Origin of the sequence: Streptomyces sp. NPDC057474 (assembly GCF_042802555.1) — a bacterium.
Lineage (GTDB): Bacteria > Actinomycetota > Actinomycetes > Streptomycetales > Streptomycetaceae > Streptomyces.
This window is the reverse complement of sequence record NZ_JBHVDX010000023.1, coordinates 51,806-74,514: the sequence shown is the minus strand read 5'-3', so window position 1 is coordinate 74,514 and position 22,709 is coordinate 51,806. Positions and strand designations below refer to the sequence as shown.

Genomic DNA, 22,709 nt, shown 5'->3' with positions numbered 1-22,709 from the left:
CTCGTGTACGGCCTTCCGCGTAGCACTCCGGGCGAACCACCCGGCGATTCGTCCCTCCGCCCCCTCGGGAGGCAGGGGCTCAGCGGTCGACGATCCGGTCGAACTGCGTGGTGGTGTGCCGCAGATGGGCCACCAGTTCCTCGCCGACCTTCGGCTCCGGGGCGTCAGACGGCACGAAGAGGATCGACACCTGCATGTGCGGCGGCTCGGCGAACCAGCGCTGCTTGCCGCCCCAGACGAACGGAGAAAGGTTCCGGTTGACCGTGGCGAGGCCCGCCCGGGCGACGCCCTTGGCGCGCGGCATGACGCCGTGCAGTGCCTTCGGGGCCTCCAAGCCCACCCCGTGCGACGTACCGCCCGCCACGACCACAAGGAAGCCGTCCGAGGCCGCCTTCTGCTGCCGATAACCGAAGCGGTCACCCTTGGCGACGCGGGTGACGTCCAGTACAGCCCCGCGGTACTCGGTCGCCTCGTGATCGCCCAGCCACAGCCGCGTGCCGATACGGGCCCGGAAACGGGTCTGCGGGAACTGCTGCTGGAGCCGGATGAGGTCCTCGGACTTGAGGTGGCTGACGAACATGGTGTGCAGCGGCAGGCGCGCCGCGCGCAGGCGATCCATCCAGCCGATGACCTCCTCGACGGCGTCCGAGCCGTCGGTGCGGTCCAGCGGCAGGTGGATGGCGAAGCCTTCCAGGCGCACGTTCTCTATGGCCGCGTGGAGCTGGGGCAGCTCCTGCTCGCTCACTCCGTGCCGCTTCATCGAGGACATGACCTCGATGACGACACGGGCGCCCACGAGGCCGTACACGCCGTCGACCGACGACACGGAGCGGATGACGCGGTCGGGCAGGGGTACGGGCTCCTCAGCGCGTCGGTAAGGCGTCAGCACCAGCAGGTCGCCGCCGAACCAGTCCTTGATCCGGGCAGCCTCGTACGTGGTGCCGACGGCGAGGATGTCCGACCCGAGGCGCGTGGCCTCTTCCGCCAGCTTCTCGTGACCGAAGCCGTAGCCGTTGCCCTTGCAGACGGGGACGAGTCCCGGGAACTGCTCCTGAACGTGCTTGTGGTGTGCCCGCCAGCGCGCGGTGTCGACGTACAGCGTGAGCGCCATGGACAGTCCCGGAACCTTTCTGGTGGCTGCGGTGTATCAGAGGTATGGAAGCAAAAACGGGGGCGTCAGCGGCGCGACATGTAGATGTCGAGCGCCTTGTGGAGCAGCTTGTTCAGCGGGAAGTCCCACTCACCGAGGTACTCGGCGGCCTGGCCGCCTGTGCCCACCTTGAACTGGATCAGGCCGAAGAGGTGATCGGTCTCATCCAGCGAGTCGGAGATGCCGCGAAGGTCGTAGACGGTCGCGCCAAGAGCGTAGGCGTCGCGCAGCATGCGCCACTGCATCGCGTTCGAGGGCCGGACCTCGCGGCCGATGTTGTCCGAGGCACCGTAGGAGTACCAGACGTGCCCGCCGACAACCAGCATGGTCGCGGCAGACAGGTTCACGCCGTTGTGTCGGGCGAAGTAGAGCCGCATGCGATTGGGGTCCTCGGAGTTGAGAGCCGTCCACATGCGCTGGAAGTACGACAGCGGGCGAGGCCTGAAGCGGTCGCGCACAGCCGTGATCTCGTACAGCCGCTGCCACTCCTCCAGATCTTGGTAACCGCCCTGGACGACCTCGACGCCCGCCTTCTCGGCCTTCTTGATGTTGCGGCGCCACAGCTGGTTGAAGTTCTTGTGGACCTCTTCCAGCGAGCGGTTGGCGAGTGGCACCTGGTAGACGTACCGGGGCTGTACGTCACCGAAGCCGGCTCCGCCGTCCTCGCCCTGCTGCCAACCCATACGGCGCAGCTTGTCGGCGACCTCGAATGCGCGCGGCTCGATGAAGTCGGCCTCGATGTCGCGCAGGCGCTTGACGTCCGGGTTCTGGATGCCCGCCTTGATGGAGGTGGCCTCCCAGCGCCGGATGATCACCGGCGGGCCCATCTTCACGGAGAAGGCGCCCTGTTGCTTCAGATGCGCGAGCATCGGCTCGAGCCAGTCCGTGAGGTTCGGCGCGAACCAGTTGATGACCGGGCCCTCGGGCAGATAGGCGAGATAGCGCTTGATCTTGGGCAGTTGGCGGTACAGCACCAGGCCGGCACCGACCATCTCACTGGTCTTGTCATCGAACCACCCGAGGCTCTCGGAGCGCCACTCGGCCTTGACATCGGCCCAGGCCGGGACCTGCATGTGGCTAGCCGCGGGCAGGCTCTGGACGTACGCCAGATGCTGCTCTCGGCTGATCGTCCTCAGGGTCAGGCTCATTCGGGGTGCTCCTCGGGCTGGTGTGTCCCCATGGGTACAGGGGCTCCGGCTCTCGCGCCGAAGCCTACTGCGCCCTGCGGGCGCCCCGGATGGCCGTATGGAACCTGGGGCCCGGCCGGTACGCGGCCGGGACGTCAGGCGATGTTATTCGGCCGCTTGGTCCGATGTAAGGCAGCGGACAACAGGGAGCATGCTCCCTCGACCGCGCGGCCGTGGGTACGGAGTCAGCCGAAGAGACCTCCATGGGCCATGCCGAGGAAGAAACCGACGGCCGAGGCACCGAGACCCACGATCAGGCCGAAGCGCTCACGGGTCGTCTCCGAGATGAACTGCCCGTACGCGCCGGTCAGAATCCCCACCAACCCGGTCCAGGAACTGAGCAGGTGCAGATGGTGGAACATCGCCGTGATGAAGGAGACCGCCCCGAGTACGAGCGTCACGGCCAGCAGGGTGTCCTGCACTGGGTGGGGCTTGTCGTCGGTGGCGAGCAGAGAGCCGGCGATGGTGGGTCGCAATGTCTGTGCCATGGGGCACCTCCTGCGGAAGGCGGCGCATCGTAGCGCCATACACACCCGATGTGTACAGATTGACGGTCACCGCCACCGGATTTCAACCGGAAGCGGGTGTGCAGGTAGTCTGTACCCTCTGCACCGGTGTCTGCCCGGGCCACGACAGGGCTCCCGACAGGGGGCTCGACTGTCAGTGGTGGCCGATACCGTTGCATACGCATCACAACCCTCCTGCCACGGAACGACCGTGGCCGCTGAGTCCGAAGGAGGTGGGTTCCACATGCGTCACTACGAGGTGATGGTCATCCTCGACCCCGATCTGGAGGAGCGCGCTGTCGCCCCTCTGATCGAGAACTTCCTCTCCGTCGTCCGTGAGGGCAACGGAAAGGTCGAGAAGGTCGACACCTGGGGCCGTCGTCGTCTCTCGTACGAGATCAAGAAGAAGCCTGAGGGCATCTACTCGGTCATCGACCTGCAGGCCGAGCCTGCGGTCGTCAAGGAGCTCGACCGCCAGATGAACCTGAACGAGTCGGTCCTCCGGACCAAGGTCCTCCGCCCCGAGACCCACTGAGCGCTCCCGCTCAGCTGGTCCGGGATCCGAGTAGCAGCACAAGCAGCCAGCAGCAAACCCGCCGAGAGGTTCCCCCATGGCAGGCGAGACCGTCATCACGGTCGTCGGCAATCTTGTCGACGACCCCGAGCTGCGCTTCACCCCTTCCGGTGCGGCGGTCGCGAAGTTCCGTGTCGCGTCCACCCCCCGCACCTTCGACCGTCAGACCAATGAGTGGAAGGACGGCGAGAGCCTGTTCCTGACCTGCTCGGTCTGGCGTCAGGCGGCGGAGAACGTTGCCGAGTCGCTTCAGCGAGGCATGCGCGTCATCGTGCAGGGCCGGCTGAAGCAGCGGTCCTACGAGGACCGTGAGGGCGTCAAGCGCACGGTCTACGAGCTGGACGTCGAGGAAGTCGGCGCCAGCCTGCGCAGTGCCACGGCCAAGGTCACCAAGACCGCCGCAGGCGGCCGCAGTGGCCAGGGTGGTTACGGCGGCGGCAATGGCGGTGGCGGCCAGGGTGGCGGCGGCTGGGGCGGAAGCTCCGGTGGCGGCCAGCAGGGCGGCGGCGCTCCCGCCGACGACCCGTGGGCCAGCGGCGCTCCCGCCGGTGGCAACCAGGGCGGCGGCGGTGGCGGCGGCTGGGGCGGAAGCTCCGGCGGAAGCTCCGGCGGCGGTGGCGGCTACTCGGACGAGCCCCCCTTCTAACACTTCTGAGGCCGGATCACCGGTCTTCGAGGTCGAGGGTGGGGCCGTACCCCAAACTTCTTGATCACACAGGAGATACACCATGGCGAAGCCGCCTGTGCGCAAGCCGAAGAAGAAGGTCTGCGCATTCTGCAAGGACAAGGTCACGTACGTGGACTACAAGGACACGAACATGCTGCGGAAGTTCATTTCCGACCGCGGCAAGATCCGTGCCCGCCGCGTGACCGGCAACTGCACGCAGCACCAGCGTGACGTCGCCACGGCCGTCAAGAACAGCCGTGAGATGGCGCTGCTGCCCTACACGTCCACCGCGCGCTAAGGAAGGGTGACCGACTAATGAAGATCATCCTTACCCACGAGGTCTCCGGCCTCGGCGCTGCCGGCGACGTCGTCGACGTCAAGGACGGCTACGCTCGCAACTACCTGATCCCGCGGAAGTTTGCTATCCGCTGGACCAAGGGCGGCGAGAAGGACGTCGAGCAGATCCGTCGTGCTCGCAAGATCCACGAGATCCAGACCATCGAGCAGGCCAACCAGGTCAAGGGCCGGCTCGAGGCCGTCAAGGTCCGTCTGGCTGTCCGCTCCGGCGACGCCGGTCGTCTCTTCGGTTCCGTCACCCCGGCCGACATCGCTTCCGCGATCAAGGCTTCCGGTGGCCCCGAGGTCGACAAGCGCCGCATCGAGCTGACTTCTCCGATCAAGACGCTGGGCGCCCACGAGACGTCCGTGCGTCTGCACCCCGAGGTTGCCGCCAAGGTCAACATCGAGGTCATCGCGGCCTAAGGGTCGCGCTCGCTGAAGCGGTGTATGGGGCCGCACCCTGTGAAGGGTGCGGCCCCACATGCTTGCCGGGTCCCTTGCTGACCGGTGTCGATCGACTCGGGAGCCTGCGAAGTGACTGTTTCACGTGAAACACAGCGAACTGGGCGATGTTTCACGTGAAACGACGCCGGGCTCAAGTCCGGCTCTCAGCGCGTCGCGCCGGTGACGATCCACAGGCCGGAACGGGATCGCAGCCAGAGGGTCAGCATGCGCGTCGTCATCATCAGCGTCATGGCGACCCAGAGAGCGGTCAGACCACCGCCGAAAGCGGGGACGAGTAGGGCGGCCGGAATGAAGACCGCCAAGGTCAGCAACATGGCCCGGGCGAGGTAGGAACCGTCTCCCGCGCCCATCAGTACGCCGTCGAGCACGAAGACGATTCCGGATATCGGCTGGGCGAGTGCCACCACGACGAGAGCAGGGAGCGCGGCTTTCTGAACTGTCGGGTCATTTGTGAAGAGCGGGATGAACGAAGGGCGAGCGAGGATCACTAGGACTCCGAGCACGGCACCCGTGGCGATTCCCCACTGCACCATCCGGCGACAGGCCTCGCGGGCTCCCTGGGTGTCGCCCGCGCCGAGGTAGCGGCCGATGATGGCCTGTCCGGCGATGGCGATCGCGTCCAGGGCGAAGGCGAGCAGGCTCCAGAGCGAGAGGATGATCTGGTGCGCGGCAATGTCCTCGTCCCCGAGCCGGGCGGCGACCGCGGTGGCGATCATCAACACAGCTCGCAGTGAGAGCGTACGGACCAGCAAGGGCACCCCTGCCTGAGCCGAGGCGCGTATGCCGACGGCGTCCGGCCGCAATGAGGCGCCATGTCTGCGGGCACCGCGGACCACGACCCAGAGGTATGCGACAGCCATGCCGGCCTGGGCGATGACCGTGCCCCAGGCGGATCCGGCGATGCCCAGGTCGGCGCCATAGACAAGGCCTGCGTTCAGGGCGCCGTTGGCGACGAAGCCCGCCACAGCGACGTACAGAGGTGTCTTCGTGTCCTGGAGGCCGCGTAGGACACCGGTGGCGGCGAACACGACGAGCATGGCCGGGATGCCGAGTGCCGAGATCCGCAGATAGGTCGTGGCATAGGGAGCCGCAGTGTCCGATGAACCGAAGAGGGCGACGAGGGTGGGTGCCATGGGAACGATGACAGCGACGACGGCCGAGCCCAGCAGTAGGGCGAGCCAGATGCCGTCCATCCCCTGCCGGATGGCTGCCCGCAGATCTCCGGCTCCGACGCGGCGGGCGACGGCGGCCGTGGTGGCGTAGGCCAGGAAGACGAAGACGCTCACCGCGGTGACGAGGAGCGCCGATGCGACACCGAGACCGGCCAGTTGCGCGGTGCCGAGGTGGCCGACGATGGCGGTGTCGACCATCAGGAAGAGAGGCTCGGCGACGAGCGCGCCGAAGGCCGGAACGGACAGCGTGATGATCTCTCGATCATGCCGACGGCGGGTGGCCTTGGGGGTCGCGGAAGCCTGTGTCATGACCACCAATCTAATCTTCCACAGGTAAGAGATGCAATTGCTGAATGACTATTACATCGTGCCCAGTCGGACGCGTTCTCGTGCACTGATCGCGATGATCTTGATCCGGTCGGGGAAGTTTTTCTTCTACACAGCCAGTGGACGGTAAAGATGCAGGTCAGGGGGTGCCCTCCAGGGCGGGCGAGGTCTTGTTCACAGCCCTGTCCACCGAGTCGTGCACAGGTTTCGCAGGGTTCTCCACAGCATCTGGGCCGTCGTCCACATGGCCTGTGGATAACCAGATTGGCTGACGGTGCCGACGGGCCTACGGTGGTGCGGCGCCCGCTCCTTGGCAGATCACGGAAACCTCGCAAAACCGACGCGCCAGAACCGGAGTTGGGCCTCTCATTTGTCAGTGCCGTGCCGTAGTAATGAGAAGCACGGCGAGGTCCGCTCGGCGGACGGGAGGAGGCTGCTCGGTGAGCATTTCCGAGCCCTTGGACGACCCGTGGGCCGACAGTGGGCCCAGTGATCGTCTGCCCTCTTCCCGCCGACGTAACGACGGCGGGAAGAGCAGGGACGAGCGGCACGACCGCGGCCGGGACAACGGGGAGTGGGACGGCGGAGGTTCGGCCTTCGAGCGCGTACCACCGCAGGACCTCGACGCCGAGCAGTCCGTCCTCGGCGGCATGCTGCTGTCCAAGGACGCCATCGCCGACGTGGTCGAGATCCTCAAGGGCCCCGACTTCTACAAGCCGGCGCACGAGACCATCTACCAGGCGATTCTCGACATCTACGCCAAGGGCGAGCCCGCCGACCCCATCACCATTGCCGCCGAGCTCACCAAGCGCGGGGAGATCACCAAGGTCGGCGGCGCCTCCTATCTGCACACCCTTGTCCAGACGGTGCCGACGGCGGCGAACGCCGAGTACTACGCGGAGATCGTCCACGAGCGCGCCGTCCTGCGCCGCCTGGTCGAGGCCGGCACCCGCATCACCCAGATGGGATACGCGGCCGACGACGACGTGGACGAGATCGTCAACAGAGCCCAGGCCGAGATCTTCGCGGTCACCGAGCAGCGCACCACCGAGGACTATCTGCCGCTCGGCGACATCATGGAGGGCGCGCTCGACGAGATCGAGGCGATCGGTTCGCGGTCGGGGGAGATGACCGGTGTGCCGACCGGCTTCACCGACCTCGACCAGCTCACCAACGGTCTGCATCCGGGCCAGATGATCATCATCGCGGCCCGTCCCGCCATGGGTAAGTCCACCCTGGCGTTGGACTTCGCGCGCGCTTGTTCGATCAAGCACAACATGCCGAGCGTGATCTTCTCGCTCGAAATGGGTCGCAACGAGATCGCGATGCGACTGCTGTCGGCCGAGGCACGCGTGGCCCTGCACCACATGCGGTCCGGCACGATGACCGACGAGGACTGGACGCGCCTCGCCCGCCGCATGCCGGACGTCTCGGCCGCGCCGCTCTACATCGACGACTCCCCGAACCTGTCGATGATGGAGATCCGCGCCAAATGCCGGCGCCTGAAGCAGCGCAACGATCTGAAGCTCGTCATCATCGACTATCTGCAGCTCATGCAGTCCGGCGGCAAGCGGTCCGAGAGCCGCCAGCAGGAAGTCTCGGACATGTCGCGAAACCTGAAGCTGCTGGCCAAGGAGCTGGAGCTGCCGGTGATCGCGCTGTCACAGCTCAACCGTGGTCCCGAGCAGCGTACGGACAAGAAGCCGATGGTCTCCGACCTGCGTGAGTCGGGATCGATCGAGCAGGACGCGGACATGGTGATCCTGCTGCACCGCGAGGACGCGTACGAGAAGGAGTCGCCGCGTGCGGGCGAGGCCGACATCATCGTGGGCAAGCACCGTAACGGTCCGACGGCCACGATCACGGTCGCCTTCCAGGGCCATTACTCGCGGTTCGTGGACATGGCACAGACCTGACCCGGGGAAATGCGCTCGACGCGCGCGGCCGGGCCCGATGGACTGGGCGCATGACAACACCTCAGGATGAGTTGCTGCCCGCCACGCGCCGGGCTCTGCTGCACCGCATCGCCGTCGCTCAGGCCGAGGGACGGGCGCCGTCACTGGTCGCGGCGGTCGTCCGGGGCGGGGAGACGGTGTGGAACGGGGCGCGGACCTCGGTGGAGGGGCACGGGCCGGACTCGAACGTGCAGTACCGGATCGGCTCGATCACCAAAACCTTCACCGCCGTTCTGATCCTGCGGCTGCGTGACGAGGGTGTGCTGGACCTCGGCGACCCGCTGGAGAAGCATCTGCCGGGCACCGGCGCGGGGGAGGCGACGATCGCCGAACTGCTCGCGCACACGGGCGGACTGGCGGCCGAGTCGCCGTCGCCCTGGTGGGAGCGCACCCCGGGCTCCCTGCGCCCGGAACTCGCCGATGTGCTCGGCGAGCAGCCCCACCGGCATCCCGTCGGCCGCCGCTTCCACTACTCCAACCCCGGCTTCACACTCCTTGGCGCACTCGTCGAACAGCTGCGGGGCGCTCCCTGGGAGGACGTCCTGCGGCGCGAGGTGCTCGAGCCGCTCGGCATGCGCCGCACGATGTGGCACCCGGAGGCTCCGCACGCGGGTGGCTGGGCCGTGCATCCCTGGGCGGACGTGATGCTGCCGGAGCAGGTCGAGGATCTGGGTCGCATGGGTCCTGCCGGTCAACTCTGGTCAACGGCAGCCGACTTGGCGCGCTTCGCGGTCTTCCTGGCCAAGGGCGACGACCGTGTGCTGAGCACGGGGTCGGTCCTGGAGATGCGGACGCCGGCCGCGCCGGGGGAGGCCGCCGATGTGTCGGCCGGTTCGGCGTACGGGCTCGGGATGCAGCTTCAGCACCGGGACGGCCGGTTTCTCGTCGGTCACGGCGGTTCGGTCCCCGGCTTCCTCGCACAGCTCACCATCAGTGTCGAGGACGATGTGGCAGCCGTCGTGCTGACCAACTGCACCTCCGGCCCAGTGGTGTCGGAGGTGGCCACCGACCTTGTACGCATCGTGGCGGAGGCCGAGCCGCGGATCCCCGGACCGTGGCGGCCGTTGCCCGAAGTGGACCGCTCGGTCCTGGAGTTGGCCGGCCCTTGGTACTGGGGGACGTACAGCTTCGTGTTGCGGCTCGTGGCCGACGGGGGTCTCTCGCTGGAGCCGCTCTCCGCCACCCTGCGCGGCGCTCGTTTCCGGCTCAACGGTGACGGCAGTTGGACCGGGCTCAACGGCTACTTCGCCGGAGAGCTCCTACGGGCCGTACGAAGGCCTGACGGGACCGTGAGCCATCTGGACCTCGGGTCGTTCGTGTTCACACGTCAGCCGTACGACGAGGGGGCTCCGGTGCCGGGTGGAGTGGATCCCGAGGGGTGGCGCGGGATCTCGTAGGCGGGGTTCTGGCTGTGGTGGGGTTCTGGCTCGCGTTGTTTCACGTGAAACAGGACCCCACAGGCATCCCCGTACCGGTTCTCAGAGCGGCAGCTTGAAGCCCACGTGGGTGGCCTCGAAGCCGAGCCGCTCGTAGAAGCGGTGGGCGTCGGTGCGCGTGGTGTCGGACGTCAGCTGCACCAACTGGCAGCCCTGGTGGCGTGATGAGTCGACCGCCCACTCGATGAGCCGCGTACCGAGACCGCTGCCGCGTGCATCGGCGTGGACACGCACGCCTTCGATGACCGAGCGGGTGGAGCCTCGCCTGGAGAGCCCGGGGATGATCGTCAGCTGGAGCGTGCCGACGACACGCCCCTCGCGGACGGCGACCACCACGTACTGGTTGGGGTCGCCGCTGAGGCGCTCCAGTGCGGTGAAGTAGGGGGCCAGGTCGGTCGGCGACTCGCGCTGGGCGCCCAAGGGGTCGTCGGCCAGCATCGCGACGATCTCCGGGACGTCTTCCTTGGTCGCCGGGCGAATTTCGAGATCTCCCATGTCCGCACCCTACGCGGGCGCGTTCAGCGACTCCACGACGCGGACCAGAGGGGTCAGTTCGGGGTTACTGGCCGCCTCGTCGAGGGCCTCGCGGAGGGCGACGTCATTGGTGGGGCGTGCCGCCGCGAGGAGTTGCAGGCTGGCCTCGGAGACAACGGTGTAGATGCCTCGGCGGTCGGTCGGACACAGGTAGCGCGCGAGCAGACCGCGGTCCTCGAGCCGGGTGATCAGCCTGGTGGTGACGCTCTGGCTGAGGACGACCCGTCCGCGACCTGTTTCATCTGGAGGTGCCCGCCCTCGCCGTCGTGCTGGCGGCTCAGCACGTCGAGCAGGGAGTACTCGCGCACGCTCAGGTCGTGCCCCGACTGGAGTGCGCGCTCGATGTGGGCCTCGATGCGCCCGTGCAACGGGGACCTCGTGGGCGGCAAGTACGCCGACCGCGCGCTGATGCCGATGCTGTACGTCTCACTGGGCGCACTGGCCGTCGTCCTCGCGCTGTTCTCGTTCACCGCCCACGACAGATGGCCGCGGCCGTGACCATCGCGCTGGTCGGAGCCCCGGGCTTCGCGACCGTCCCACCGCTGCAGAAGCGGGTCCTCGACCAGGCGCACGGCGCACCCACACTGGCCTCGGCCGTGACCATCGGTGCCTTCAACCTCGGTAACGCGCTCTCCGCATGGCTCTGCGGCCTCGTCATCGACGCGGGCCTCGGCTACACGGCACCCAGTTGGGCCGGAGCCGCCCTCGCCACGAGCGCACTGATGGTGGCGCTCATCGCCGCGACACTGGAGCGCAGGGGAGCGCCCGGCACAGTCCTTGCGGGAGCCGGAGCGACGACGCAGCGGACAGCCGTCCAGCACTGACGGCAGGTGAGCCGAACCCGCTGGAACCGGTGCCTCAGCCCGCTGCCACGGTCAGCGGTGCGTACCGCCGGGTCCAGTCACCCGGTAGCTCGGAGAGCCCGTACGTCATCACCGAGTTGAAGGCGATCGACGCCAAACCGCGTTCCTTCACCCACGTCAGCAATTCCTCGTGGCGTACGTCGATGTCGGTGCGCAACGGGCGGTCGGTGTGGGCTGCCAGGGAGGCGATGAGTGCCTTCGCCGTCTGTGTGTCACGTGCGATCAACGGTCCGACGACCTGGTCGTCCATGTTGGGCCAGGCAGCCGTGTATCCGACGATCCGGCCGTGCTCCTCTGCTACGCGCAGCTGATCGGTGAAAGCGGGGAGCCGGGTGAGGATGTGGGTGCGGTCCGTGCCGAAGACCTCTTCGTCGAGCCGGAGGATCGTGGTGAGGTCCTCGGCCGTGGCCGGGCGCGTGGGGACCGAAAGATCAGGCCCTCCCGGTGTGAAGCGCCCGCGAACCATCTCTGCCCGTCCGGTGACCTTGAAGCCCAGCTCCTCGTAGAGCGGACGTCCGTGGGGGGTCGCGTGCAGGGTCAGCGGAGTCGTGCCCATCTCCGAGACGACATGCCGCATCAGACGGCGGCCGATGCCCCGGCGGGCGTGCCGCTCGGCGACCAGAACCATGCCGATCGCACCCAGATCCGGGCGGCCTGCCGGGCCGTACTCAGTCACCACACAGGCGGTGACGAGGCCGCCCTGGGGGTCATCGACGCCGTACCCGGTGCCGGCCGCGAGAAGCAGCCCCCACTTGTGCTCCTCGCGAGGCCAGCCCCGGTCCTGGGACAGATCGGCGCAGGCGGTGAGATCGCGAGGCGTCAAACGGCGGATGGGCAGAGCGGCGGGGGAAGGTGTCGGCACGCAGGTCAGGCTGTCCGACACGAACCCTCGCCGTCCACCGGTTTGCGATCAGACGTACGCCCTTTTGGCCATCTCGTGCACAACCGCACAGTGCGCGGACAGATGTTTCACGTGAAACATCTGTCTCCAGGCATACGTGTGCAGGCACGGTTAGCCTCGGCTCCCATGACGCGACTGCACCTGTTCGACCTGGACGGTACCCTGCTCCACCGCACGGCGGCCCCTGTGGAGATCTCGCGGCAGCTCGGCCTGGAAAAGGAGATAGCCAAGCTCGAACGGGCCTTCGTGGCGCGGCGCATCGACTCGCGGGGCTACGCACAGCGCGTCCACGGCCTGTGGGCCGGACTCACCGAGACTCATGTTGCCGCCGCCTTCGATGGCGCGCCATGGCTGCGACGCATTCGGGACACCTGGACCGAGATCCGCAACCAGGGCGAGTACTGCGCCGTCATCTCGCTCTCTCCGTCGTTCTTCGTCGAGCGGCTCACGACTTGGGGCGTGCACGCGGCGTACGGCTCACGCTTCCCCCATGTCCCCTTCATCGAGCCCGTCGATCCGGCCGGGATTCTTACGCCGGCGGCCAAGGTGGAGATCGCGGACCGGCTCTGCGCAGAGTTCGGGCTGACCCGCGCCGACTGCGTCGCATACGGCGACTCCCTCTCGGACGCGGAACTCTTCGGTACGGTGCCGATCTCGGTCGCTGTGAATGCCGACCGGTATCTGATGGGGCTGGCCACTCACTCGTACACGGGGCAGGATCTATGGGATGCCTACGAATTGGTGCGACGCGCCCGGTAATTGAAGGAATTGCTGATTCGCCCCGTTGAATTCCCGGTACGGCAAGGGGGGACTTGTGTGTGGCGGCCCTGCCGGTAGGGTCGAGTCCGGTTCGTGTCCGAAGCGAGATGCAGTCGTCTCATGGCAGGGGTGCGAACGCAGCTCAATGCAGCCTAACCGGACAGGGAGATCGAGGACCTGCGTTTACCGTTACGAGGTGGGGGTGTTCACGCGCTGTGGAACGCTGCGGCGAGTGCTGCGGCTCACGTCACACTCTCACCTACTTGTCCGTACGGAGCGGGAACCCGGGTTGAATGTGGCCGCATTGGTCGACGGGGAACGAACGGGGGAAAGCAAGGCCGTCCGCGGGGGAAAGCGTGCGACTTCCGACTGGGGGCGTACGCAGATCGACCGAAAGATGCTCGAGGCGAGGCAGACCATGGACGCTCCGACCACCACGTCGGCCGGCAACGGCACTTCGGGGGACAGTGACGGAGGCGGCTGGTTCACGCCGCGCACGTCTCCGCCGTCCCCCGGCGGAGACCAGGAGCCAGAGGGCAACCGCCTCGCCGCCCTGCGGCCCGTGGGTCGTTCCCAGGAGCCGCCGAACGGCCCGCAGCAGAACCGCGACGGCGCCGCGATGGAGCGAATACAGACCTCCGCGGACCTTCCACCCAGTGCCCCGTCTCGTCCCCAGCCCGCCCCGGCGGCCGCGGAGCACGGTTCCGAGCACTCCGTCTTCGACGCCCGCGTGCCCGTCCAGCGCGCCGACCGTACAGCCACCGCCTCCCCCGACGCCGTTCTCATCCGGCGGACCATGGCCGAGGTCGGGCCTGTCGCCGACAAGGTCACCTCGTACTTCTACGCGCTGCTCTTCGTCCAGCACCCGGAGCTGCGCTCGATGTTCCCTCCGGCGATGGACGCCCAGCGCGACCGCCTGCTCAAGGCACTGCTCACCGCTGCCGAGCACATCGACAACACCCCGGTCCTCGTCGACTACCTGCAGAACCTCGGTCGCGGCCACCGCAAGTACGGCACGCAGGCCGATCACTACCCGGCCGTCGGCGAGTGCCTGATCGGTGCGCTGAGCCGGTACGCCAAGGCCAGCTGGAACGACGAGACCGAGGCAGCCTGGGTCCGGGCGTACACGACCATCTCCCAGGTGATGATCGACGCGGCGGCGGCGGACGAACTGCGATCCCCGCCCTGGTGGCTGGCCGAGGTCGTCTCGCACGATCTGAGAACCGCGGACATAGCGGTCGTCACCGTGCGTCCGAACCAGCCGTACCCCTTCCTCGCCGGGCAGTACACGAGCTTGGAGACCCCCTGGTGGCCGCGGATCTGGCGGCACTACTCGTTCGCCTCTGCGCCCCGCTCGGACGGACTGTTGTCGTTCCACGTGAAGGCGATCTCCGCGGGCTGGGTCTCCAACGCGCTCGTGCACCGTGCCCGGCCCGGCGACGTTCTGCGACTGGGGCCGCCAGCCGGCGCGATGACCGTCGACCACACCACCGACAGCGGACTTCTCTGTCTGGGCGGCGGCACCGGTATCGCGCCCATCAATGCCATCGTCGAGGACGTCGCCGAACACGGGCGGCACCGCCCGGTCGAGGTCTTCTACGGCGCCCGCACCGGCCAGGACCTCTACGACCTCGACACGCTGCTACGGCTGCAGCAGAGCAATTCGTGGCTCGAGGTCCGCCCGGTCGTGGACCGGCACGGGCTGCTCCAGCTGCCCGACGCCATACGTGATCACGGACCCTGGAACGGGTATGACGCGTACCTGTCGGGCCCGCCCGGCATGATCCGCAGCGGTGTGGACGCGTTGAAGGGCGCCGGTATCCCCTCGGATCGCATACGTCACGACTCGGTGGAGGAACTGGTGGCCGCCGGAGACTGACCGCCGAGGTCTCCGCGGCGAGCAGCTGCTTGGCCGCCGACGGAACGTCAGCCCAGGTCGGGCGCGTGCATCGCACGTACGCCCTCGATGTTCCCGTCCAGGTAGTGCCGCAGGGACAACGGGACGAGGTGCACGGAGGCGATGCCGACCCGGGTGAAGGGGATGCGCACGATCTCGTACTCGCCCAGAGGCTCGTCCACCTCGGGGCCGTGTCGCTTGGAGGGGTCCATGGACTCCAGGCGGCAGACGAAGAAGTGCTGGACCTTCACGCCGGTGGCGCCGCTGTCCTCGCCGATGTGCTCGACGGTGTCCACGAAACAGGGCACCACATCGGTGATCTTCGCGCCGAGTTCCTCGTGCACTTCGCGGTGGAGCGCGTCGACGACAGTCGTGTCCTCCGGCTCGACACCGCCGCCCGGCGTGAGCCAGTAGGGATCCATGCCCGGCTTGGTCCGCTTGATCAGGATCAGGTCGTCGCCGTCGAGCAGGACGGCACGGGCGGTGCGCTTGACCACGGGTCGTACGGTCATGGGAGAAATGTGGCCCTGCATGTTCCACGTGAAACATCGCCGGAGCGATGAAGAGGGCCACCCATGGCGCTCGTGATCAGCCTGCCGTCGGCACTCTCCTTCGCCGAGGGGCTCCAAAGCTGCCTCAGGACCAGTTCGCCGCGGCCCCCAGCAGCCAGTCATGCGCCCGCGCGATGTGCGGCATGGCCAGGGAGCCGGTTCGGACCACCAGGAAGTAGGTCCGCAGCGGGGGCACCGCGGGGTCGAGGAGTGCGACGACGTCGCCGCGTTCCAGGGCGGAGGCGCACAGGTAGCGGGGCAGCACGGCCAGTCCGGCGCCCGAGATCGCACAGGCGAGGACCGCGCGCAGGTCCGGGACGACGACGGTGCCGGAAGCGGCGGGCCGGGAGTCGAAGACCGAGGCCCAGTAGCGCGCGATGAAGGGCAGTGATTCGTGTACCTCGACGACGGGGAGGTCCTCCAGCGTGTGCGCCTCCTTGCGGCGCAGCCTGCCGGGACTGATCTCGTCTGCCCAACGCGGGGCGGCGACCAGGACGTGCTCCTCATCGCAGAGGGGAGCCGCGGTGAGCAGGGCACCACGTGGCTGGGCGGTGGTGATGGCCAGGTCGTGATGCCCGGCGGCGAGTCCCTCCAGCGTCTCGTCGGCGTTCCCGAAGGAGACCCGTAGTGCGAAGCCCTGTCCGTCGTCCCCAGTCAGCTCGGTGAGGGCGGGCAGGGCCCGCTCGGCGGTGAACTCCGGTGGACCGGCGAGATGGAGGGTCCGTAAGGAGGAGTCGTCGTCGAGACCGGTCTCGGCGATCTCCACCAGCGCGTCCAGATGTGGCGCCGCCTTGTGGGCGAGCTCGTCGCCGATGGTCGTCGGAGTCACTCCCCGAGCCTGGCGCAGGAAGAGCGGGCGACCCAACTGGCGTTCCAGAGTGCGTATCTGCGAGGTGACGGCCGGCTGCGAGAGACCGAGCAGAGCTGCGGCGCGCGTGAAGGAACCGGCCCGGTGCACGGTCACGAACGTTCGTAGTAACGCCAGATCCATGGTTGCCCCTCCCTTCGCGGCCGCCGGAGCGCCCAACTATAAATAAGTCGATAGGTCTCTGTCGCTACTGTGATTGGACACTGACACAGAGTCAACTAGCCTTGTTCGCGCGGTTCTTCGCGCGCAGAACCGAGGACGGTCCGAGCCACGAGGGGGGAGGCTCGGACCGTCCGTTGTGCGTAGCGGAGTACTAGTCGGTAGCAACAGCGAGCGCACGCAGCACATCCGCCACGAGATCGTCGGTGTCCTCCGCACCGGCCGAGAAGCGGATGAAGCCTTCCGGAACCGCGTCGCCTCCCCACCGGCCGCGCCGCTCGGCGGTGGAGCGCACCCCACCGAAGCTCGTGGCGTCGTCCACGAGGCGGAGCGCGTCGAGGAAACGGTCGGCACGCGCGCGCGTGGGCAACGCGAACGACACCACACACCCGTAGCGGCGCATCTGGTGCGAGGCGATCTCGTGCGAGGGATCGTCGGACAGCCCCGGGTAGCGCACCCCGGTCACCTCGGGCCGCCCCTTGAGCGCCTCGGCCACCGCCAGGGCGTTGGCGTTCTGCCGGTCGGCGCGCAGTTGGAGCGTGGCGAGCGAGCGATGCGCGAGCCATGCCTCCATCGGGCCCGGGATCGCCCCGACGATCTTGCGCCAGCGTCGTACTGCGGCCATCAGCGAGGGGTCGCGCCCGACGACGTACCCGAGCAGGACGTCCCCGTGCCCGGTCAGCTGCTTGGTACCGCTGGCCACGGCGAAGTCGGCGCCCAGATCCAGCGGCCGCTGCCCGAGCGGGGTCGCCAGGGTGTTGTCGACGGCCACGAGACAGCCACGCGCACGTGCCTCCTCGCTGAGCCGCCGTACGTCGCACACGTCCAGCCCGGGGTTCGACGGCGTTTCGAGCCACAGCAGCTTGGCGCCGTCGAGAGCATTGAGCTGGGAGTCGCCGCCCGTCGGGGCGCTGCGCACCTCGATGCCGTACGACCGCAGCTGCTCACCGGCCAGAGGCAGCACGTTGTAGCCGTCGCTCGGCAGGACGAGGACGTCCCCGGTGCGCAGCTGGGAGAACAGGACGGCAGAGATGGCAGCCATGCCGGAGGCGAAGACGACTGTTTCTGCGTCATCCTGCCCAGGGGCCTCCAGTTCGCCGATGGCGCGTTCCAGGAGGGTCCAGGTGGGGTTCTGGTCGCGCCCGTAGGCGTACGGGCCGGTGGGCTCGCCCGGCAGATGGTAGTGGGCGGCGAAGACCGGCCCCGGCAGGGTCGGCTCGTGCTTGACGGGCTCGGGCAGTCCGACCCGCACCGCGCGGGTGCCGTCACCGGGGCCCGCAGCGCGATTCTCCGTGCTCATGCGGCCTGTCCCTCCACCTTCTCGCGTACGGCGGCCAGCAGACCGGGGCTCGCCGCCTCCACGAGCTCCAGGCACTCCTCGAAGCCGTCCATGCCCCCGTAGTAGGGGTCCGGAACGTCGAGGTCGTCGCCCGCGGCGGGGTCGTAGGAGCGCAGGAGCCGGATCTTGTCCGCGTCCGTCGCGGTGGGCGCGAGGCGGCGCAGGGCCTTGAGATGGCCTTCGTCGAGGGCGATGACGAGGTCTAGGCGGGAGAACCAGGAGGTCTGGAACTGCCGGGCCGCGTGGATGCTGCCGTAGCCGTTCGCCTCCAGGACGGAGACGGTGCGCGGATCGGCGGCGTCGCCCTCGTGCCAGCCCCCGGTGCCCGCGCTGTCGACCACGACCAGGCCGTCGAGCCCGGCCTCCTCTATGCGGGCGCGGAAGACGGACTCGGCCATCGGGGAGCGGCAGATGTTGCCGGTGCAGACGAAGCAGACTCGGTAGGTCATGCCGGACCCTCAGTCGCCGTCGGGCAGGACGAGGGAGAGCGCCCAGGAGACGATCGAGATGATCAGGCCGCCGAGGACAGCGGTCCAGAAGCCCTCCACGTGGAAGCTCAGCTCGAGATTGTCGGCCAGCCATGAGGTGAGCAGCAACATCAGGGCGTTCACGACCAGTGTGAACAGGCCGAGCGTCAATATGAACAGCGGTAGGGTCAGCAGCTTCACGAGAGGCTTGACCACCGCGTTCACCAGGCCGAAGACGAGGGCGACCAGCAGCAGCGTGCCGACCTTCTTGCCCGTGCTGTCCCCGGTCAGCGTGATCTTGTCGAGCAGCCAGACGGCGACAGCCAGTGCGCCCGCGTTGGCGATCGTCTTGACTAGGAAATTCATCATGTGTCTGATCGTGGCAGAAGCGATCGGTACGAGCACTGGGCAGGGGCGACTAAGTCGATGAAGGCATTCCGGTTGGATGAGCTGGAGGCGGAGCGCGCCGCCAACGACGGTGCCTACCTGCAGTTTTTGCGCGAGCGGAACATGTCGGTCGGCCTGTACGCGCTCGACGCCGGCGAGCTCGACCCGCAGAATCCGCACAGCCAGGACGAGGTGTACCTCGTGGTCAGCGGCCGAGCCGCGCTCACGGTCGGCTTCGAGACCACCCAGGTCGCGCGCGGCAGTGTCGTGTACGTGCCCGCCGGGGTCGCCCACAACTTCCACCACATCACCGAGGACTTGAGGGTCGTGGTGGTGTTCTCTCCGCCGGAGGGCTGAGGTCCGCTTCGGCATTCCCTAGGGGGACGATCAGGGTCGGACAAGGGGTGCGAAGCGCCCGGACGGCCCCTTCGCGGCCCTAGCATCGGTGGCAGGACAGCAGAAGGCCCGGAATCAGTGCCCCGGTGGCGGGGCGACGGGTGGAGACACAAGGAGCAAGGGCGATGCGGGAGATCTTCGCGGGGATGCCGTGGTGGGTGAAGTGGATCGCGGTGCCGGTCATCGCCCTGCTGGTGTTCGGAGGGCTGATAGTCAGCGTCGTCCAGGTCGTGGTGGGCCTGCTCTTCAAGGTGCTGGTCTTCGTGGCGCTGGTCGGCGGACTGATCTACGTCGTGAGGAAGTTCACGGCGGGCTCCTCGTCGCGCGGCGACTGGTGAGGCGTCAGCACCACGTAACAGCTGAGGCGTGAGTGGGTGATGCCCGGTCAGGGCGCGGCGGTAACAGGAACGTGAGGTTCCCTCGCCCGAGGGAAGTTTCCCGGCGGGGCCGTCTGCGGGCGGTGACGGGCGGCTAGAGTCCGGGAACTCGTCGCGGGCTCGACCCCGCGGGCGGCGCATCTCCCTCCCGTGTCCCCGCACGGGCGGCCCTCCTCGCGCTTCGGGAGTGACCCTTGGCCACGGCTGACACCGCACCCGCAGAACCGCTCTCCTCGTCCGGGCGGCCGCGCTCCCGGCCGGCACAGAGCGCCGTTCCTCCCACACAGCCGGGCCCGCGATCGACACCGCCAGCTGCCGTCGAGCAGCCGCGTCTCCGGGCCGCGGAGACTCATGTCCCGCCGCGTACGACGCCCTCGAAGGCTCCGGCTCCTCCCGTGCAGCCACGTACTTCGCCGGGCGAGGAGAACGTGCGATGTCCCGAGCCTCCCGCGACACAGATGCGGACGCAGTCACCGGCCCTGCCACAGGCGCAGCCACCGGCACCGCCGCCCCGGGGCAGGGCGCAGGCGGCGGGGCCCGTCCGCCCCGTGCCGTCTCACGGACACGGTCCTGGAAGGGGAGCGCGCATCCCGTCCCCGGCATCGCCGACCGTGTCGGAGGCGAACTCCGGCACCCTGATCGGCTCCGTGCAGCGGGCGATGCGGCTGCTGGAGGCCGTCGCAGCGCGGGAGCACGGGGCGCCCGCCAAACAGTTGGCGCGGGACGCCGGGCTCGCGCTGCCCACGGCGTACCACCTGCTCCGCACCCTGGTGCACGAGGGCTATCTGCACCGGGAGAAGGGCCTGTTCTTCCTCGGCGAGGCGGCCGAGCGGCTGAGTAGCAGCGGAGCACAGCAGAAACGTCGCAGCACGGTGGGCGAGGCCCTGGCGCACTGGCGGGACGCCCTCGGCGTACCCGTCTACTTCGCGATCTACCGGGACGGCGAGATCGAGGTCATGTGCGTCGCCGACAGCCCGAACACCCCGGCCGTCGAGGAGTGGGCCGATTTCCGTGAGACGGGTCACGCACACGCCATCGGGCAGTGTCTGCTGTCCCAACTGAGCGACGAGGCCCGCCGCGACCACCTGGACCGCTATCCGGTGCAGTCGCTCACCCCGTACACGGTCCGTGACGACGAGACGCTGCTACGGCGCCTGGATCGGATCGGGCGGATGGAACCGGTCGTCGAGCGGCAGGAGTACGCCCTCGGGACGGTCTCCGCCGCGATTCCCATCACCGCGGGGACGACCGCCGGGACCCTTGCCATCTCGCTGCCCTCGCATCAGGCGGACAGGCTGCTGCCCGCCGCCCATCAATTGCAGACCGAGATCGGAAAGCTACTAGGGACACTCGCGATCTCTATCAGCATCTGAAAAATCACTCCTTGTGATCTCCCGTGTACTTTCAGCAAACTTCCAGGGGTGTCAGGCGGATGATTCCTGGCCAGTCGACGAACACGGCGGGGTAGGCGATGCGCGAGTCGGTACAGGCAGAGGTCATGATGAGCTTCCTCGTCTCGGAGGAGCTCTCCTTCCGCATCCCGGTGGAGCTGCGTTACGAGACCTGCGATCCCTATGCCGTGCGGCTGACCTTCCACCTGCCCGGCGATGCTCCGGTGACCTGGGCGTTCGGGCGGGAGCTGCTCATCGACGGCGTGGGGCGGCCATGCGGGGACGGGGACGTCCACATCGCGCCCGCCGATCCGGAGACGTTCGGCGAAGTCCTGATCCGGCTTCAGGTGGGGACCGACCAGGCGATGTTCCGGGTCGGGACAGCGCCCCTGGTGGCCTTCCTGGACCGTACGGACAAGCTGGTGCCGCTCGGGCAGGAGCGTTCCCTCGCCGACTTCGACACGCTGCTCGACGAGGCTCTGGACCGCATCCTGGCGGAAGAGCAGAGCGCGGGCTGAACCGTTACGGCGCCAGGGTGCCGTAACGCTTCAGCGCTTCCGGCGGCGGCCTCTTCCCCCACGTGCCGGAGCGGGGACGGCCGCCGCTTGCGGGGCACCCGGGCGGTCGGCCGAGACGACCAGGGCGGCCAGCGCGGTGGTCACCGGCACCGAGGCCACCAGGCCGATCGAGCCGATGAGCGTGCGCACGATCTCCTCGGCGACGAGCTCGCTGTTGGCGACCGTGCCGACACTGCTCTGTGCGATCGAGAAGAGCAGCAGCAACGGCAGTGCGGCGCCGGCGTAGGCGAGGACGAGGGTGTTGACCACCGAGGCGATGTGGTCCCGGCCGATCCGGATACCCGCGCGGTACAGCCCCCGCCAGCCCATCGCCGGATTGGCCTCGTGCAGCTCCCAGACCGCCGACGTCTGTGTGACCGTAACGTCGTCGAGCACACCGAGCGAACCGATGATGACGCCCGCGAGCAGCAGACCGCTCATGTCGATCGTCGGGTACAGCCCATGGATCAGGCCGGTGTTGTCGTCCGTGTTGCCGGTCAGATAGGCCCAGCCGATGAACAGCGAGCCCAACAGGCCGATCAGCAGCAGCGAGATCAGGGTGCCGATCACCGCGACCGATGTGCGGGCCGAGAGCCCGTGGCACATGTACAGCGCGATCAGCATGATGGCGCTCGCCCCGACCACCGCCACCACCAGCGGATTCGAGCCCTGCAGGATGGCCGGCAGGATGAAGAGGGTCAGCACCAGGAAACTGATGGCCAGTGCGACCAGGGCCATGACACCGCGCAGCCGACCCACCACCACGACGACGAGCGCGAAGATCCCGGCGAGCAGCGCCATCGGGACCTTCCGGTTCACATCGGTGACCGAGTACTGCAGGTCCTTGGGTGCGGCGGGTTCGTACGCGACTACGACCTCCTGGCCCTGCTCCAACTGCCGTGACTGGTCCGGCTGAACGATCTCCGTGAACGTTCGGCCCTTGTCGTCGCCGGTGTCGACCCGGATCGTGGCCTTCTTGCAGGTGCCGTTCGCTTGTTGCTGGGCGGACGAGCCCTCGGCGGTGGACGTGTCGCCGGTCGGGGTGTCTCCCGACGCGTTCACCGACGAGCAGTCGACCTCTTCGACCTTGGTGACGGTGGCCTGTTGCGTCTGCCGATCGAAGCCCACCCCGGTGCGCTCGTGCGCCGGGGCGCCGCCGGGCCAGAGAACGACGAGGCCCACGACGACCGCGGTCGCGAAGGGGATCAGCACCGCCGCGATGACCTTGCGAAGGTGCTGCGAAACAGGCGCGGCGGGCCCGTGGCTGTGGGAATGGCCGTGGCCGCCGGCGGAGGACGGGCCTTGGCCATGTCCGTCACCGGGGCCATGGCCGCCTCCAGAGCCGTGGCCACCCCCGGAACCGTGGCTGCCGCCGGAACCGTAGCCGTGGCCACAGTCGGATCCATGCCCATGGCCGTTTCCGGGGCCATGGCCGTGGGGCGGCTCGGGGGGCGGAGGCGGGGGCTGCTGCGTCGTGGTCACCGA

At 68.2% G+C, this 22,709-nt stretch carries 24 protein-coding genes and 2 pseudogenes; 13 read left to right on the top strand and 13 right to left on the bottom strand.

The genetic code is table 11. The annotated features are described in order from the left end of the window. Positions 1-79 precede the first annotated feature (79 nt). The 3 genes from ACFU53_RS09635 to ACFU53_RS09625 all read right to left on the bottom strand — a co-directional run bounded on the left by ACFU53_RS09635 (position 80) and on the right by ACFU53_RS09625 (position 2,825). Positions 80-1,111, bottom strand: coding sequence for an alanine racemase (locus tag ACFU53_RS09635; RefSeq protein ID WP_351409161.1), 1,032 nt, complete (start codon positions 1,109-1,111; stop codon positions 80-82). A 65-nt stretch (positions 1,112-1,176) separates the two neighbouring features. Continuing rightward, a complete protein-coding gene (gene femX, locus ACFU53_RS09630; RefSeq protein WP_383988263.1) occupies positions 1,177-2,298 on the bottom strand; it encodes a peptidoglycan bridge formation glycyltransferase FemX in 1,122 nt (373 codons plus the stop codon). Between the two features lie 224 nt (positions 2,299-2,522). Continuing rightward, complete coding sequence (locus tag ACFU53_RS09625; protein WP_383988260.1) at positions 2,523-2,825, bottom strand: hypothetical protein; 303 nt, start codon at positions 2,823-2,825, stop codon at positions 2,523-2,525. Positions 2,826-3,087: 262 nt separating this feature from the next. On the opposite strand from ACFU53_RS09625, the gene rpsF reads away from it, so the two are divergent. The 4 genes from rpsF to rplI all read left to right on the top strand — a co-directional run bounded on the left by rpsF (position 3,088) and on the right by rplI (position 4,846). Continuing rightward, on the top strand, positions 3,088-3,378 hold the full coding sequence (gene rpsF, locus ACFU53_RS09620) for a 30S ribosomal protein S6 (RefSeq protein WP_005482942.1): 291 nt from the start codon (positions 3,088-3,090) through the stop codon (positions 3,376-3,378). A gap of 76 nt (positions 3,379-3,454) precedes the next feature. Continuing rightward, the gene (locus ACFU53_RS09615) at positions 3,455-4,063 is read left to right on the top strand and encodes a single-stranded DNA-binding protein (RefSeq protein WP_383988256.1); all 609 of its coding nucleotides are present in this window, start codon (positions 3,455-3,457) and stop codon (positions 4,061-4,063) included. 82 nt (positions 4,064-4,145) lie between these two features. Further along, positions 4,146-4,382, top strand: coding sequence for a 30S ribosomal protein S18 (rpsR, locus tag ACFU53_RS09610; protein WP_003949403.1), 237 nt, complete (start codon positions 4,146-4,148; stop codon positions 4,380-4,382). Positions 4,383-4,399: 17 nt separating this feature from the next. Continuing rightward, positions 4,400-4,846, top strand: a complete 447-nt coding sequence (gene rplI / locus ACFU53_RS09605; protein ID WP_383988253.1) for a 50S ribosomal protein L9 — start codon at positions 4,400-4,402, stop codon at positions 4,844-4,846. A gap of 185 nt (positions 4,847-5,031) precedes the next feature. Here rplI and ACFU53_RS09600 read toward each other — a convergent pair whose 3' ends face one another. Next, positions 5,032-6,378: an MATE family efflux transporter gene (locus tag ACFU53_RS09600; protein WP_383988250.1), complete on the bottom strand. Its 1,347-nt coding sequence runs from the start codon at positions 6,376-6,378 to the stop codon at positions 5,032-5,034. A 449-nt stretch (positions 6,379-6,827) separates the two neighbouring features. Here ACFU53_RS09600 and dnaB point away from each other — a divergent pair, with 449 nt between their 5' ends. Both dnaB and ACFU53_RS09590 read left to right on the top strand, forming a co-directional pair. Further along, positions 6,828-8,303 (top strand): replicative DNA helicase, encoded by a 1,476-nt coding sequence (gene dnaB, locus ACFU53_RS09595; RefSeq protein WP_383988247.1) that lies wholly within the window; start codon positions 6,828-6,830, stop codon positions 8,301-8,303. Between the two features lie 50 nt (positions 8,304-8,353). Next, on the top strand, positions 8,354-9,739 hold the full coding sequence (locus ACFU53_RS09590) for a serine hydrolase domain-containing protein (RefSeq protein ID WP_383988244.1): 1,386 nt from the start codon (positions 8,354-8,356) through the stop codon (positions 9,737-9,739). 81 nt (positions 9,740-9,820) lie between these two features. Here ACFU53_RS09590 and ACFU53_RS09585 read toward each other — a convergent pair whose 3' ends face one another. Further along, complete coding sequence (locus ACFU53_RS09585; protein ID WP_383988241.1) at positions 9,821-10,273, bottom strand: GNAT family N-acetyltransferase; 453 nt, start codon at positions 10,271-10,273, stop codon at positions 9,821-9,823. A 9-nt stretch (positions 10,274-10,282) separates the two neighbouring features. Beyond that, positions 10,283-10,728 (bottom strand): annotated as a pseudogene (locus tag ACFU53_RS09580) (MarR family winged helix-turn-helix transcriptional regulator). On the opposite strand from ACFU53_RS09580, the pseudogene ACFU53_RS09575 reads away from it, so the two are divergent. Beyond that, positions 10,682-11,136 (top strand): annotated as a pseudogene (locus ACFU53_RS09575) (MFS transporter); the annotation flags it as partial. The pseudogenes ACFU53_RS09580 and ACFU53_RS09575 overlap by 47 nt on opposite strands. Positions 11,137-11,170: 34 nt before the next feature. Here ACFU53_RS09575 and ACFU53_RS09570 read toward each other — a convergent pair. Further along, positions 11,171-12,037, bottom strand: a complete 867-nt coding sequence (locus tag ACFU53_RS09570) for a GNAT family N-acetyltransferase (protein ID WP_383988238.1) — start codon at positions 12,035-12,037, stop codon at positions 11,171-11,173. 165 nt (positions 12,038-12,202) lie between these two features. Between ACFU53_RS09570 and ACFU53_RS09565 the strand changes: the two genes are divergently transcribed. Then, positions 12,203-12,835, top strand: a complete 633-nt coding sequence (locus ACFU53_RS09565) for an HAD family hydrolase (RefSeq protein ID WP_383988235.1) — start codon at positions 12,203-12,205, stop codon at positions 12,833-12,835. Between the two features lie 418 nt (positions 12,836-13,253). Beyond that, positions 13,254-14,714, top strand: coding sequence for a globin domain-containing protein (locus ACFU53_RS09560; RefSeq protein WP_383988232.1), 1,461 nt, complete (start codon positions 13,254-13,256; stop codon positions 14,712-14,714). A gap of 47 nt (positions 14,715-14,761) precedes the next feature. Here ACFU53_RS09560 and ACFU53_RS09555 read toward each other — a convergent pair whose 3' ends face one another. From ACFU53_RS09555 to ACFU53_RS09535, 5 genes are all read right to left on the bottom strand, one after another. Beyond that, entirely contained in the window at positions 14,762-15,244 is a 483-nt protein-coding gene (locus ACFU53_RS09555; RefSeq protein ID WP_383988229.1) for an NUDIX domain-containing protein, read from the bottom strand. Positions 15,245-15,368: 124 nt separating this feature from the next. Then, positions 15,369-16,274: a LysR family transcriptional regulator gene (locus ACFU53_RS09550; RefSeq protein ID WP_383988226.1), complete on the bottom strand. Its 906-nt coding sequence runs from the start codon at positions 16,272-16,274 to the stop codon at positions 15,369-15,371. Between the two features lie 190 nt (positions 16,275-16,464). Next, a complete protein-coding gene (locus ACFU53_RS09545; RefSeq protein ID WP_383988223.1) occupies positions 16,465-17,610 on the bottom strand; it encodes a cystathionine gamma-lyase in 1,146 nt (381 codons plus the stop codon). Beyond that, positions 17,607-18,098: a low molecular weight protein-tyrosine-phosphatase gene (locus ACFU53_RS09540; RefSeq protein WP_383988220.1), complete on the bottom strand. Its 492-nt coding sequence runs from the start codon at positions 18,096-18,098 to the stop codon at positions 17,607-17,609. Before ACFU53_RS09540 ends, ACFU53_RS09545 begins: the two co-directional genes overlap by 4 nt. A gap of 9 nt (positions 18,099-18,107) precedes the next feature. Further along, complete coding sequence (locus tag ACFU53_RS09535) at positions 18,108-18,485, bottom strand: phage holin family protein (RefSeq protein ID WP_383988217.1); 378 nt, start codon at positions 18,483-18,485, stop codon at positions 18,108-18,110. A 57-nt stretch (positions 18,486-18,542) separates the two neighbouring features. Between ACFU53_RS09535 and ACFU53_RS09530 the strand changes: the two genes are divergently transcribed. From ACFU53_RS09530 to ACFU53_RS09515, 4 genes are all read left to right on the top strand, one after another. Then, positions 18,543-18,860 carry a cupin domain-containing protein gene (locus ACFU53_RS09530; protein ID WP_383988214.1) on the top strand — a complete coding sequence of 106 codons (318 nt, stop codon included), beginning with the start codon at positions 18,543-18,545 and terminating at the stop codon, positions 18,858-18,860. 164 nt (positions 18,861-19,024) lie between these two features. Then, positions 19,025-19,237 carry a DUF5326 family protein gene (locus ACFU53_RS09525; protein WP_045558480.1) on the top strand — a complete coding sequence of 71 codons (213 nt, stop codon included), beginning with the start codon at positions 19,025-19,027 and terminating at the stop codon, positions 19,235-19,237. Between the two features lie 686 nt (positions 19,238-19,923). After that, positions 19,924-20,649, top strand: a complete 726-nt coding sequence (locus ACFU53_RS09520) for an IclR family transcriptional regulator (RefSeq protein ID WP_383988282.1) — start codon at positions 19,924-19,926, stop codon at positions 20,647-20,649. A gap of 98 nt (positions 20,650-20,747) precedes the next feature. Further along, a complete protein-coding gene (locus ACFU53_RS09515; RefSeq protein ID WP_005482911.1) occupies positions 20,748-21,185 on the top strand; it encodes an SsgA family sporulation/cell division regulator in 438 nt (145 codons plus the stop codon). 30 nt (positions 21,186-21,215) lie between these two features. On the opposite strand, the gene ACFU53_RS09510 is transcribed toward ACFU53_RS09515, so the two are convergent. Further along, positions 21,216-22,706: a YibE/F family protein gene (locus tag ACFU53_RS09510; RefSeq protein WP_383988210.1), complete on the bottom strand. Its 1,491-nt coding sequence runs from the start codon at positions 22,704-22,706 to the stop codon at positions 21,216-21,218. Positions 22,707-22,709 lie beyond the last annotated feature (3 nt).